Origin of the sequence: Delftia tsuruhatensis (assembly GCF_903815225.1) — a bacterium.
GTDB lineage: Bacteria > Pseudomonadota > Gammaproteobacteria > Burkholderiales > Burkholderiaceae_C > Comamonas > Comamonas tsuruhatensis_A.
This window is the reverse complement of the sequence record NZ_LR813084.1, coordinates 3,582,625-3,595,219: the sequence shown is the minus strand read 5'-3', so window position 1 is coordinate 3,595,219 and position 12,595 is coordinate 3,582,625. Positions and strand designations below refer to the sequence as shown.

11 protein-coding genes are annotated in these 12,595 nt (G+C 66.7%); 4 read left to right on the top strand and 7 right to left on the bottom strand.

Features of this window, described 5'->3' with window-relative positions:
* Positions 1–5: 5 nt before the first annotated feature.
* Positions 6–482: an SH3 domain-containing protein gene (locus L1Z78_RS16320; RefSeq protein WP_234637440.1), complete on the bottom strand. Its 477-nt coding sequence runs from the start codon at positions 480–482 to the stop codon at positions 6–8.
* A 426-nt stretch (positions 483–908) separates the two neighbouring features.
* Between L1Z78_RS16320 and L1Z78_RS16315 the strand changes: the two genes are divergently transcribed.
* Both L1Z78_RS16315 and L1Z78_RS16310 read left to right on the top strand, forming a co-directional pair.
* Positions 909–1,451, top strand: coding sequence for an ankyrin repeat domain-containing protein (locus tag L1Z78_RS16315; protein WP_234637439.1), 543 nt, complete (start codon positions 909–911; stop codon positions 1,449–1,451).
* Positions 1,452–1,567: 116 nt separating this feature from the next.
* The gene (locus L1Z78_RS16310) at positions 1,568–3,766 is read left to right on the top strand and encodes a TonB-dependent receptor (protein ID WP_234637438.1); all 2,199 of its coding nucleotides are present in this window, start codon (positions 1,568–1,570) and stop codon (positions 3,764–3,766) included.
* A gap of 156 nt (positions 3,767–3,922) precedes the next feature.
* On the opposite strand, the gene L1Z78_RS16305 is transcribed toward L1Z78_RS16310, so the two are convergent.
* From L1Z78_RS16305 to L1Z78_RS16280, 6 genes are all read right to left on the bottom strand, one after another.
* The gene (locus tag L1Z78_RS16305) at positions 3,923–4,708 is read right to left on the bottom strand and encodes a foldase protein PrsA (RefSeq protein WP_234637437.1); all 786 of its coding nucleotides are present in this window, start codon (positions 4,706–4,708) and stop codon (positions 3,923–3,925) included.
* A gap of 81 nt (positions 4,709–4,789) precedes the next feature.
* Positions 4,790–5,068, bottom strand: coding sequence for a BolA family protein (locus L1Z78_RS16300; RefSeq protein WP_234637436.1), 279 nt, complete (start codon positions 5,066–5,068; stop codon positions 4,790–4,792).
* Positions 5,065–5,673, bottom strand: coding sequence for a septation protein A (locus tag L1Z78_RS16295; RefSeq protein ID WP_234637435.1), 609 nt, complete (start codon positions 5,671–5,673; stop codon positions 5,065–5,067). The genes L1Z78_RS16300 and L1Z78_RS16295 overlap by 4 nt, the downstream gene beginning before the upstream one ends.
* Before the next feature lie 118 nt (positions 5,674–5,791).
* The gene (gene msrB, locus L1Z78_RS16290) at positions 5,792–6,205 is read right to left on the bottom strand and encodes a peptide-methionine (R)-S-oxide reductase MsrB (RefSeq protein WP_234637434.1); all 414 of its coding nucleotides are present in this window, start codon (positions 6,203–6,205) and stop codon (positions 5,792–5,794) included.
* Positions 6,202–7,734 carry a protein adenylyltransferase SelO gene (locus tag L1Z78_RS16285; protein ID WP_234637433.1) on the bottom strand — a complete coding sequence of 511 codons (1,533 nt, stop codon included), beginning with the start codon at positions 7,732–7,734 and terminating at the stop codon, positions 6,202–6,204. Before L1Z78_RS16285 ends, msrB begins: the two co-directional genes overlap by 4 nt.
* A 44-nt stretch (positions 7,735–7,778) precedes the next feature.
* The gene (locus L1Z78_RS16280) at positions 7,779–8,795 is read right to left on the bottom strand and encodes an AraC family transcriptional regulator (protein WP_234637432.1); all 1,017 of its coding nucleotides are present in this window, start codon (positions 8,793–8,795) and stop codon (positions 7,779–7,781) included.
* 189 nt (positions 8,796–8,984) lie between these two features.
* Here L1Z78_RS16280 and L1Z78_RS16275 point away from each other — a divergent pair, with 189 nt between their 5' ends.
* Positions 8,985–10,697 carry a carboxylesterase/lipase family protein gene (locus L1Z78_RS16275; RefSeq protein ID WP_234637431.1) on the top strand — a complete coding sequence of 571 codons (1,713 nt, stop codon included), beginning with the start codon at positions 8,985–8,987 and terminating at the stop codon, positions 10,695–10,697.
* A 51-nt stretch (positions 10,698–10,748) separates the two neighbouring features.
* The gene (locus L1Z78_RS16270; protein ID WP_234637430.1) at positions 10,749–12,575 is read left to right on the top strand and encodes a CocE/NonD family hydrolase; all 1,827 of its coding nucleotides are present in this window, start codon (positions 10,749–10,751) and stop codon (positions 12,573–12,575) included.
* Positions 12,576–12,595: the final 20 nt, after the last annotated feature.

The following is a 12,595-nucleotide window of genomic DNA, read 5'->3' as shown; positions in this document are numbered from 1 at the left end:
CGGGGTCACCAGCCCCAGGCCAGGCTGCGCGCCACCCAGCCTTTCTGGCCGTTGTCGCGCTGCACCTGGGCCCAGGTGCCTTGCTTGCGCAGCGTGCGTACGACTTCCAGTTCGTCGAGCTTGCCCACCACGCGGTGGTTCTGGCCCGGTCCGGCGCGCAGGTTGGCCGTGCGTGCTGTCACCACCATGTGGGGCGTCTTGCCGGTCAGCGGCGCATGGACCCAGCCCAGCGTGGTCTCGTTGTCCTTGACGCGCAGCCACTGGCCCTTGCGTTGCACCACTTGCAGCGGATAGCCCTTGCCCAGCTCCCAGAGCGTGGCCGAGCGCGTCGTCGGCTGCGCGCGCACATTGACGCTCGCGCCCTTGATGCTCACGAACTCTCGCGCCTGCGCGGCAGCCGGTGCCAGGATGGAGGTGAGGATGGCGAAGGTGGCGGTGGCTGCGGTCAGCCAGCGGGCCGCCAGGCGTTGGTTGCGAGGCACGGGCAAGGGTCTCCTTTCGATGGGCTGGGGCTGTGGCTGGGCTTGTGCGGAGCATGTCCCGCACGGACCCGCCGAAAGCGCATGGGATCAGGCGATAGCGCTATAGTTCCTGAATGAAGCTGACAGGTGCCACCCCGGATCCATGGCGAATCGGGTCGCCCTGACTTACGCTTGGGTCACAACCGTGTTTTCCAGGAGGGCTCGTATGCACCATGCGGTTTCCCGATCCGGCGCGCAGGGCGGGCGCGCTGCGGTGCTGGTCGCCTGCCTTGCGGCGGGACTGGCCGATGCCCAGGTGCAGCAGGCGCGAGAGGTCAATGCCACTGCGCAAGGCGGCAACGTGGCCCGTGGGCAGGTGGGCGATGCCGGTCGTCCGGAATTCGGTCCGCCCCTGCTGGCGGCGGTCCAGGCAGGGCAGGCGCTGCAGTGCGTGAATGGCTCAAGCGCGGCGCCCCCGTGGATGTGCGGGATCCGCAGGGCAACACGCCCCTGCTGCTGGCCGTGCGCGGCGACCACATCGAGATCGCGCGCTCGCTGCTGGTCCACGGGGCCAATCCCAACCTCAAGAACGACATGCAGGACAGCCCCTATCTGCTGGCCGGCGCCCTGGGGCGGCTGGAGATACTGCGCATGATCCTGTCCTATGGCGCCGACCTGCAGAGCACCAACCGCTATGGTGGAACGGCGCTGATTCCCGCCTGCGAACGCGGCCATGTCGAGACCGTGCAGGCGTTGCTGGCCGCCGGCGTCAAGGTCGACCATGTGAATCGGCTGGGATGGACCTGCCTGCTGGAGGCGGTCCTGCTGGGCGATGGCGGACCGCGCCACCAGGAGATCGTTCGCCTGCTGATTGCCGCTGGCGCGGATCTCGACCTGCCTGACAAGGACGGGGTGACGGCCCTTGCCCATGCCCACCGGCGCAGCCAGCACGAGGTGGAGCGTTTGTTGCGCGAGGCAGGTTCACGCTGAGCAACGCAAGTGAATTCATCGCCGTATCGTGTCCACAGGGGCAGAATCGGACTGGTCTGATTGCCAAGCCTTTCTTTGTTGCAAATGATTGTCATTTTCATCAAAGGAAGCTTGCCATGGGTACCGCGAACGACAGACCTTTTGTCTCCACCTCCCACTCCTGCCTCTACTCCGCGTTCGTGGCGGTGCTGGTCACGCCGGCCTATGCGCAGGATGCCACGGCGGAACGGCGGCAGGCGCAGCTGGCGCCCGTCACCGTCACCGGTGAGCGCGCGGAAGGCTCGCGCACCGAGGCCTCCGGCTCCGCCAAGTACGCCACACCCCTGCTGGATGTGCCCCAGACCATCACTGTGGTTCCGGGCAGGGTACTGCAGGAGCAGAATGCCCTGGGCCTGCAGCAGGCGCTGTCCAATGTCTCGGGCATCACCTTCAACGCGGGCGAGGGCGGAGCGGGCTCGGGCGACAGCATCAACATCCGGGGCTTCAGCGCCAACGCCAACATCCAGGTCGACGGACTGCGCGACAGCGCACAGAACAGCCGCACCGATCTCTTCAACATGGAGTCGGTCGAGGTCATCAAGGGGCCCAACTCCGTCTTCGGCGGAGCAGGCACCTCGGGCGGCAGCATCAACCTGATCAGCAAGCAGCCCAAGACCCATGATTTCACCGAGGCCAGCCTGGGCCTGGGCAGCGCGGCCTACAAGCGCCTGACGCTGGATGCCAACCGGGTGCTGGCCGGCGGCAATGCGGCTGCGCGCCTGAACCTCATGGGCCATGACAGCGATGTGGCCGGGCGCGACCAGATCTACAGGCGCCGCTGGGGCATTGCTCCTTCGCTGACGCTGGGCCTGAATTCGCCGACACGGGTGACCCTGAGCTTTCTGCACCAGACCGATGACAACCTGCCGGATTTCGGCGTTCCGGCCCTGCGCGGCAAGATGCTCGACGGGGTCGCGCGCAAGTCCTACTTCGGCTGGCGCAACCTTGACAAGGAAGAAATCCAGAGCAACGTGCTGAGCGCCAAGGTCGAGCATGACTTCGGCTCCGGCGCCAGGCTGCAGAACCTGACACGCTATTCACGGGTCAGCCGCGACACGGTGATCTCGGCCTCCCACGTGGATGTCAGAGGCCTGCCGCCCGGCTATTACAAGCCCGCCGGCCCGCAGGGCTATGGCCGCGACTCCACCACCACTCTGTGGATCAACCAGACGAATCTGACCCAGCGCCTCCATACGGGGACTCTGGGCCACACCCTGGTCGCGGGCTTCGAGATTGCCCGGGAGACCTACGACCGCACCACCTATTCATACAACATCAACAGCCAGTTCCCTGCTGGCGGCTATCCGCTGGCCAGGCCGCCCGGCTTCTGGAACGGCAGGACGGACCTGCGTGCCAGCGGCAGGAATGAAACCAGCCTGGATACCCGTGCGCTGTACGCCATGGACACCGTGGCACTGAATCCGCAATGGGACCTGAACGTGGGCCTGCGCTATGACTGGATCAGCGCCACATCCGATGCCACCACGCTGCCCGCCGGAAAGCGCACCACGGTGGACAGCTCCGATGGGCGGCTCAGCGGGCGCGCGGGACTGAGCTTCAAGCCCGCCGACAACGGTCGCATCTACGTGGCTTACGGAACGGCCTTCAATCCCTCGGCCGAGTTTCTTGTGACGACGGGCTCGGGGCTGGATGCGGGCTCCGCCTCGCTGGCCCCGGAGAAGAACCGCAGCCTGGAGCTGGGCACCAAGTGGGACCTGATGAACCGGCAACTGGCCTTGACCGCAGCCCTGTTCCAGGTCGACAAGACCAATGTGCGAGAGCAGATGGCCGACGGCAGCTACCTGCTGGCCGGAGAGCAGCGCGTGCGCGGGCTGGAGCTGGGGGCGGCGGGCAAGCCGATGCCGCAGTGGGACGTGTTCGCCAACTACACCTTCATGTCCAGCAAGACGTTGAAGTCGTCGAACGAGCCCGCGCGCGTGGGGCAGGCGCTGGGCAATACCCCGCGCCATTCGCTGAACCTGTGGAGCACGTACACGCTGCCTGAGGGATGGACGATCGGCTATGGTGCGCGCTATGTCGGAAAGCGCAACGTCACTTCGGCTGGCGACGGCCAGCTCGCTTCCTACTGGGTCCACAGCCTCATGGTCGGCTATGACGTCAATCGCCAGTGGAAACTGCGGCTCAACCTCGACAACCTCGGCAACAAGGCCTATGTCGCCGGCGTGCGCCAGCGTCCCGGAGACCAGTCGCGCTCCTCGGCCGTTGAATATGGGGAGGGGCGTTCTGCCCGGATCACCGCGCTCTATCAGTTCTAGTGGCGGGCGCAGTGTCTGCGCCGCGTTGGCGTGACAACACAGGCCTGGCTGCTCCCTCGGGAGCAGCTTTTCTTTGGCAAAAGCTAAAAAAAAGCCCGCGCGAGGCGGGCTTGGTGATGGTCTTGTCGAGGACTTTCGCCCCCAACTTGTTGCATCTTACTGGATCTTGGCCTTTTCGCGCAGCGATTCCTGGAACTGTGCCAACTTCTGCTGTTGCAGCTGCTGCACGATCTGGGGCTTGACTTCCTCGAACTTGGGCAGTTCGGCCTGGCGCACGTCGTCCTGGCGGATGATGTGGTAGCCGAACTGGGTCTTGACCGGCTCCTGGGTCATGCCGCCCTTTTCGAGCTTGATCAGGGCTTCGGAGAACTCGGGCACATAGTTGCCGGGGTTGGCCCAGTCCAGATCGCCGCCGCGGGCGCCGGATCCGGGGTCCTTGGACTCCTTCTTGGCGATGTCCTCGAACTTCTTGCCGGCCTTGATCTCGGCGATGATGGCCTTGGCGCGGTCTTCCGACTCGACCAGGATGTGGCTGGCCTTGTATTCCTTGCCGCTGTTGGCCGCCACGGCCTTGTCGTACTCGGCCTTGGCTTCGGCGTCGGTCACGGGGTTCTTCTTCTGGAAGTCCTCGAACAGCGAGCGGATCAGGATGGTCTGGCGGGCCAGTTCCATCTGCTGCTTGTAGCCTTCGCTGTTGGCCAGGCCGCGCTTGTTGGCTTCCTGCATGAAGATTTCGCGCGCGATGACTTCTTCCTTGATCTGGGCTTCCAGATCCGGAGTCACGGGGCGGCCGCTTTGCTCGATCTGCTGCTTGAGCGCTTCGGCGCGTGCCTTGGGCACAGCCTTGCCATTGACGACGGCGATGTTCTGGGCCGAGGCGGACAGGGCTGCGGTGCTCAGCACGGCGGCAGTCACCAGGCTGGTCAGAAGCTGTTTTTTCATGCGAATTCCAGAGATGAAGGAAAAATTGATTCTATAGCGCGGATACGCAACAGGCTCCGAGTCGCCGGAGCCTGTAAAAGTTCAAAGAACCTCGATGGCGATGGCATGCGCCCCCTGGTCGATGAATTCTTGCAGCGCATCATACACAAGGCGGTGGCGCGCCACGCGCGGCTGGCCTTGAAACAGGGGAGACGCGATGCGCACGCGGAAATGCGTGCCAAAGCCCGTGCCGTTGGCGCCCGCATGGCCGGCGTGCTGGTGGCTTTCGTCGATCACTTCCAGGTGCTCGGGTGCCAGCCGCTCGCGCAGCACGGCCTGCATGGCCTCGGCGGTGATGGGCAGGGGGGATGCGGTGCTCATGGCTGCTTGTCCTGACGGTTCAGGCCGTCCTGGGGCAAGGCGGCGGGCGCACCGGGCGCGGCCTCGGCCGCGGCCTTGTCCTCCTGCATGAAACGGCTCATGTAGATGGCCTGGCCGATCACGAAGACCAGCATCAACCCCATGCCGCCGAACAGCTTGAAGTTGACCCAGGTGTCGGTATCGAACCGGTAGGCGATGACCAGGTTGAGCGCGCCCATGACGGCGAAGAAGGCAGCCCAGCTCCAGTTCATGGTGCGCCAGGCGTTGTCGGGCAGTTGCAGCTGCGCGCCCATGACCGAGCGCAGCAGGTTCTTGCGGAACACCAGCTGGCCGATGATCAGCGCGCCGCCCATGAGCCAGTACAGCACGGTGGGCTTCCACTTGATGAAGGTATCGTTGTGGGCCAGCAAGGTGGCGCCGCCGAACAGCACGATCACGCCCAGGCTCACCCATTGCATGGGCTCGACCTTGCCATGGCGCACGCGCAGGTAGGCGATCTGCGCGATGGTGGCCACGATGGCCACGGCTGTCGCCGTGTAGATGCCCCAGACCTTGAAGGCAACGAAGAACAGGATGATGGGGAAAAAGTCGATCAGTAACTTCATGGAAGATTTCGATGGGCTTGCAGGCCGGCACGAGGCCGGTTCTTTGCAGGCGCATTGTGGCGTAGCGGCGCGTGTCTGCGGTCCGCGCAGGGCCGCTCCGCCTGGGGTTTTTCCCGGTCTAGTCGTTCGGCGGCTCGAACTGCAGCGACGCGGAGTTCATGCAGTAGCGCAGGCCCGTGTCGGTGGGGCCGTCGGGGAAGACGTGCCCCAGGTGGGCGCCGCACTGGCTGCAGACGGTCTCGGTGCGCACCATGCCGTGGCTGCGGTCCACGATCTCGGTGATGGCGCCGGGGATGGCATGGTCGAAACTGGGCCAGCCGCAGCCCGCATCGAACTTGGTGCTGGAGTCGAACAGCTTGGCGCCGCAGCAGATGCAGTGGTAGCTGCCATCGGCCCAGAACTGTTCGTAGCGGCCCGTGAACGGGCGCTCGGTCGCCGCATGGCGGGTCACCTGGAAGGCAGCGGGCTCGGCGCCCTTGGCCTGCAGCTCGGCCTGCCATTCCTGCTCGGTCTTGTGGATGGGAAAGCTCATGATGAACAGCTGATCTCGATGGAGGAAGCCCAGTCGGGCGGGAAGCCTGCCCATTCGGCATGCTCGGCGTGGGGGGCGAAAGGCGTCTGCAGCACGGCCAGCAGTTCGCGCACGACCGTGAAATCACCGTCCCGGGCGGCCCGGATGGCAAGCTCGCCCAGGTGGTTGCGCAGCACGAAGCGCGGATTCGATTCTTGCATCAGCGTGGTCGCCCGCATGACGTCCACGGCCGCGAGCTGTTGTGCGTAGACCTTCGCCCAGGCATCGAAGGCCGGGCGGTCCAGCACCAGGTCGCGCACGGGCTCGAAGTCGAGGCCACCGGACCCGCTGGCGGCCACGGCATCGGTCAGGCGGCTGAAGAAGATGGTGTAGTCGACGGCGTTGTCGGCCAGGAGCTGGAGCAACGGGTTGATCAGCAGGGCAAAACGGCCTTCGGTGGCCGGCGTGCCCGGTGCATCCTCGGGCAGGCCGAGCTTGCGCAGCATCTGCGTGCCATAGGCTTGCGGGAACACCTGCTTGTAGGACTCCAGCGCCGCGATGGTCAGTTCCTCGTCGCCGATCAGGGGCAGCAGGGCCTGGCCCAGGCAGTACAGGTTCCAGTAGGCCACCTGGGGCTGGCGGTTGAAGGCATAGCGGCCCTGGGTGTCGCTGTGGTTGCAGATGTGGCCGGGGTCGAAGGCATCGAGGAACTGGAACGGGCCATAGTCGATGGTCAGGCCCAGGATGCTCATGTTGTCGGTGTTCATCACCCCGTGGCAAAAGCCCACGGCCTGCCACTGGGCCAGCAACCGCGCCGTGCGCTCGCTGACGGCCTGCAGGAAGTTGGCATAGGGGTTGCCGGCCAGGGCATGCGCCGCGCGGCACTCGGAATAGTAGCGGTCGATCACGTAGTCGGCCAACTGGCGCAGCGCCTCTAAATGGTCGCGTGCCGCGAAATGTTCGAAATGGCCGAAGCGGATGAAGCTGGGTGCCACGCGCGCGACCACGGCGGCGGTCTCGATCTCCTCGCGGCGGATGGGGGCGGGCGACCCCGTCACGCTCAAGGCGCGCGTGGTGGGGATGCCCAGCGCATGCATGGCCTCGCTGCACAGGAATTCACGGATGGACGAGCGCAGCACGGCACGGCCGTCGCCCATGCGGGAGTAGGGCGTGCGGCCGGCGCCCTTGAGCTGGATTTCCTGGCCCGATGCCGTCTCGCCCAGCAGGATGGCGCGGCCATCGCCGAGCTGGCCGGCCCAGACCCCGAACTGGTGGCCGCTGTAGACGCTGGCCAGGGGCCGGCTGCCGGGTATCAGAGTGTTGCCTGTCAGGGCCTGCAGCGCTTCGTCACCTTGCATCCATTGCGCATCCAGCCCCAGCAGCGCCGCCGTCTCCTGGCTGGTGGCGACCCAGTGCGGGTCGGGCAAGGGCGTGGGACGCAGCTCGGTGAAGAAGGCCGGGCCCAGCGCGGCAAAGCCGGCTTGCCAGGCCAGGGGAGGGCGTGGGGGGCTCGCCGGAGCCTGGCTTTCGGCGGCAGCATGCAGGTTCATGCGGGAATTGTCCCCCAGTGCCGATGCCCCGTGCCGGGCAGGGCTCATGCGCGCAATTGCTGACGGTACTGTCCGGGCGGCATGCCGAACCAGCGCCGGCAGGCGCGAAACAGATTGCTCTGGTCCACGAAGCCCAGCAGATCGGCAACCTCGGCCAGGCTGTGGCGCGGCTCGCCCAGGTACTGTCGGGCCAGCTCCCGGCGGGTTTCGTCCAGCAACTGCTGGTAGCTCACGGCCTCGGCCTGCAGCCGGCGCTGCAAGGTGCGGTCGGTCAGGCCCAGCAGGCCGGCCACATCCTCGCGGCGTGGCTCGCCCTGGGGCAGCAGGCGCGCGATTTCGTGGCGCACGCGCGCACCCACGCCAGCCTGGCCCAACTGATCGAGTTCGGACTCGACCAGCTTCTCGTGCAGCGCCAGCAGCTCCGGGTTGTGCGTGGGTATGGGTGCGAGCAGGTCGGCCTCGGACAGCAGGAATCGGTTCGCGGTTTCGCCAAAGCGCGGCAGCAGGCCGAAGGCTTCGCGGTAGCGGGTCTCGTGCAGGGGCGGTGGTGCCTCGGCCATGAACTCCACGGCCAGCGGCTGGACCTCGCGGCGCGTCAGCCAGCTGCACAGCACCAGCAGCGTGAGCACGGCGAACTCCACGCGCTGGCGTGGAACGGGCCGTGTGGCGCCTATGTGGTGTATGGATAGCCAGCAGCCGCGCATGTCGCGCTCCAGCGTGAAGGCCGTGGCGTCGGAGATGACGGCCATATGGCGCTCCAGGTCCCGGAATCCTGCCAGCAGGTGCGGCCCCGAGGCCAGTGAGTAGCCCACCAGGTCGATATTGCCGTGGCGTGCGGCCAGCTGTCGCTCCAGCCCCAGGGTGGGGTTGGCCGACTGCGCCACGCCCAGCTCCCAGAGCCGGCTGACGCGGTCCACATCGATGCGGGTCTGCGAATGCTGCAGTGCCGCAAGGTCGATGTCGGCCCCGGCGCACAGGCTTTGCGGGGTCAACCCTTGGGCGGCCATCATGTCCAGGATGCCCCGCACCCAGGCGGCGGAGCTGCTGCGCTGCTGGATCATGGCCGGGTTTTCCTGGGCCAGTGCCGGCGCTTTTGGCGTTCTGAAGTCACTTTTTTGGCTTGGTTGCGATAGCGGCGTACGCACGGGCTGTTCCTAGAATTTTTGCAGCGCGGCGAACGACTGCGCAGTTTGACCCATGGGCACCGCGGAGCCCATCCGGGAAACCCCAGAAAACGACAGGAGACAAATATGTGCATGGGACGACGGTGGATGGCCGGCTGTACACGCCTGGCCGTGGCTTCCCTGGCTTTGTGGCTGGCCGCCTGCGGTGGCTCGGGGGGCGATGGCCCCGAGCTGCGCGAGACGGTCTACGGCAAGCTGCGCGGGGTGGACGACGGCGCGGCCTCGGGCACCTACTTCTGGAAGGGCGTGCCTTTCGCACAGCCGCCCGTGGGTGCGTTGCGCTGGCAGCCGCCTCTGGAGCCCACGGCCTGGCAGGGTGAGCGCGATGCGCGCCAGTTCGGCAGTGCCTGCCTGCAGATCGGGCGCATCTATGGCCCCGGTGCCAACAACCGCTTTGATGACACGATTGCCTCCACCCTGGGCCAGCCCGTGGGCAGCGAGGACTGCCTGACGCTGAACATCTGGCGTCCCGCGAGCGCCACGGACAAACTGCCCGTGCTGCTGTTCGTGCATGGGGGCAGCGCCATCTCGGGCTACACGGCCGACCCGGTCTACGACGGCGCGGCGCTGGCGCGCGCAGCCAACGCCGTGGTGGTCACGGCCAACTACCGGCTCGATATCCTGGGTTTCATGCAGATGCCCCGGATGCAGACCGGGGCACCGGTCACGGGCAACTTCGCGTTGCTGGACAACCTGCAGGCGCTGCGCTTCATCCAGCGCAACATCGCGCGCTTCGGCGGCGATGCGGGCAATGTCACGCTCATGGGACAGTCGGCGGGCGCCATCAATGCGCTGGCGCTGCTGACCGCCGAGCAGGCCAGGGGCCTGTTCCACCGCATCGTGCCCATCAGCGGCGGACTGTCGCTGCCGGGCAACCTGCCGGCCGGCACGCTGTCCACGATCAAGCCCGCGTCCACCTACGCTGCCCAGGCCAGCCAGTTGCTGGGCCATCTGATGGTGGCCGACGGTCTGGCGGCCGATCTGGCGGGTGCCGCCGTGCTGGCGGCCGGCTGGTCGCCAGCGCAGGTGGCCGGCTATCTGCGCGGCAAGGATGGCCGCGTGCTGCTGCAGACCCTGGCCGCCAAGGGCCTGACCGGCGCCGGGCCGATTCCCGATGGCCTGCTGCTTCCTGCCGACCCCATGGCCGCCCTGGCCGCCGGCCGCTACAACAAGGTGCCGGTGATGGCGGGCTACACGGCCGAGGAGGGCAAATTGTTCGCCCCGCTGCTGGCCGTGCTGGCGGGCAAGCCGGGGTTCAGGATCGACGATGCGGCGCGCTTTCGCATGATGCAGGCCTTCGACCCCGATGCGCCCCCAGCCCTGGCGGTGGCCGACATCATTGATCCCTCCTACCTGCCCGTGGACGCCGCCGGAACAGGCTACAACGCCCGGATGGCCCTGCTGGGCCTGCTGCTCATCGACCCCAGTCGCGATCAGTTGCTGGGCACGCTGCGCACGCAACAGCCCGATGTCTGGGCCTACCGCTTCGACTGGGCGCAGCAGCCGGCGCCATGGAACACGGTCTACGGGGCGGCCCACGCCTTCGACCTGCCGTTCCTGTTCGGCAACTTCGGCCCCTCGGTGTTTGCAAGGGCGACCAACAGCCTGGCCAACCAGCCGGGCCGGCAGGCGCTGTCGGGCGCGATGGTGGCCAGCCTCAAGGCCTTCATGCAGACGGGCGATCCGCAGAACCCGGCCCTGGGCCAGACGTGGAAACCGTGGCCTTCGGGCCTGGTCTTCGACGCCGACAAGAGCACGCTGCGCATCCGCCAGCAGTGAAGGCGGCCCGCGTGCCGCCAGGACGACAACAACAACGGAGACAAAGTACCCATGACCATGTTCACACACGCCTGGCGCTGGCCGCTGGCAGGGGCCGTCGCGGCCGTCGCCATCGGGCTGGCTGCCTGCGGCGGCTCTTCCAGCGAGGCTCCCCCTCCCATGGGGTCGGGCCAGCAATCGGGCTACATCACGCTGCCTGACGGCAACAGGATGCGCTACTCCCTGCTGCTTCCCGAGGGGCAGGGCCCGTTCCCGCTGCTGGTCGAGTACGACGGCTACATCTCGGGCTCGTACCCCAACATCAGCAGTCCCTGGGTCAAGGAAGGCTATGCGGTCATGGGGCTGAACGTGCCGGGCACGGGCTGCTCCACGGGGGATGACCGCGTCTTCGACGCGACCGTGGGCGCGGCCGGCGCCTTCGCCATCGAGTGGGCCGGCAGGCAGACCTGGTCCAACGGCCGCATCGGCATGATCGGCTACTCGTACTCGGGCTACAACCAGCTGTGGGTGGCCGCACACCGGCCCAAGGGTCTGCTGGCGATCACGCCCGGCAAGAATGTGGGCGATCCCTACCGCGACGTGGGCTATCCGGGCGGTATCGCCAACATCGGCTTTCCTGCGCAGTGGTGGAACGGCTTTCCGCGGATCTGGGGCATTGCGGCCGAACTGGCGGCCAAGCATGGCGGCGACACCGGCTGCGCCAAGACCGTGGCCGAGAACGTCGAGAAGATCAAGCGGCCCGACCTGGACCTGTTCAAGTGGCTGGAAAATCCCTATGCCGAGGGCCTGTACCTGCAGCGCAGCGCCATGTTCGAAAGCGGCAAGATCAACATCCCCACCCTGGGAACGCAGTCCTGGCAGGACGAGCAGATCGGCCCGCGCTCGGGCTACTACGAGGACACCATCGCGCCTGACCGGATGTGGCTGGTCAGCTCCAATGGCGATCACCACACGAACATCACCTCCGACCACATCGACCAGACCCTGAAGCGCTTCCTGGCGCGCTTCGTCAAGGGCGAGGACAACGGCTTCGACAAGGAGCCGCGCGTGCGCCTGCTCCAGGAAATGCAGGCCACCGACGCCAAGGCCTCCAACGGCGGCGCCAAGCTCATGCCCACGGCCGAGGCCCGGTTCGACCGGTTGCCCGTGCCGGTCAGGCCCCTGCGCCTTTGGATGCAGCCGGCCGGCGTGCTGGCCGACGGTGCGCCCGTGGCCGGTACCGCTTCATCGAGCTACCGCTACCCGGCGAAAAGTCCTCAGGTAAACAACCCGGCCGCGGAAGGCTGGCCCGCCGTGCCCGCGTCGGAGAAGGACGGCCAGCTGGTCTTCACGACGGCAGCCCTGCCCGAGGACCTGAGCTTCTACGGCGAAGGCTCGGCCGACCTGTGGCTCAGCGCCACGGCCGCCAATACCGACATCCAGGTCACCGTGTCCGAGGTGCGGCCCGACGGGCAGGAGATGTTCGTGCAGCGCGGCTGGCTGCGCGCCTCCAAGCGCGCGCTGGATGAGAGCCGTTCCACCACGCTGCGTCCCTGGGGTGCCTTCACGCGGGACAGGGATGTGCCCCTGGCCGCCGGCCAGCCCCAGCTGCTGCGGGTCGAGATCCAGAAGTTCGCCCATGTTTTCCGTGCCGGATCCAGCATTCGCGTGACAGTGGATACGCCATCGCAGACCGGATACTGGATCTTCGGCAACGACAAGACTGCGTCCACGAACACGCTGTGGCATGACGCAGCGCATGCTTCGAGCATCGTCCTAGGGTATATCCCATACGCGCATGCGAAGACGCTGCCTAGTTGCGACAAGACAATGCGTCAACCATGCCGGAAAAACGATGTGCCTGTCCCTGCCGGGATCGGACCCAGAGCACCGGCCTGAGTCCACTCTCCATGCGGACA

Excerpts from the sequence above, each read along its gene's own strand:
- L1Z78_RS16310 (WP_234637438.1), top strand. The coding sequence starts at position 1,568 with ATGGGTACCGCGAACGACAGACCTTTTGTCTCCACCTCCCACTCCTGC.
- L1Z78_RS16275 (WP_234637431.1), top strand. The coding sequence starts at position 8,985 with ATGTGCATGGGACGACGGTGGATGGCCGGCTGTACACGCCTGGCCGTG.
- L1Z78_RS16305 (WP_234637437.1), bottom strand. The coding sequence starts at position 4,708 with ATGAAAAAACAGCTTCTGACCAGCCTGGTGACTGCCGCCGTGCTGAGC.
- L1Z78_RS16285 (WP_234637433.1), bottom strand. The coding sequence starts at position 7,734 with ATGAACCTGCATGCTGCCGCCGAAAGCCAGGCTCCGGCGAGCCCCCCA.
- L1Z78_RS16280 (WP_234637432.1), bottom strand. The coding sequence starts at position 8,795 with ATGATCCAGCAGCGCAGCAGCTCCGCCGCCTGGGTGCGGGGCATCCTG.
- L1Z78_RS16295 (WP_234637435.1), bottom strand. The coding sequence starts at position 5,673 with ATGAAGTTACTGATCGACTTTTTCCCCATCATCCTGTTCTTCGTTGCC.
- msrB (WP_234637434.1), bottom strand. The coding sequence starts at position 6,205 with ATGAGCTTTCCCATCCACAAGACCGAGCAGGAATGGCAGGCCGAGCTG.
- L1Z78_RS16300 (WP_234637436.1), bottom strand. The coding sequence starts at position 5,068 with ATGAGCACCGCATCCCCCCTGCCCATCACCGCCGAGGCCATGCAGGCC.
- L1Z78_RS16270 (WP_234637430.1), top strand. The coding sequence starts at position 10,749 with ATGACCATGTTCACACACGCCTGGCGCTGGCCGCTGGCAGGGGCCGTC.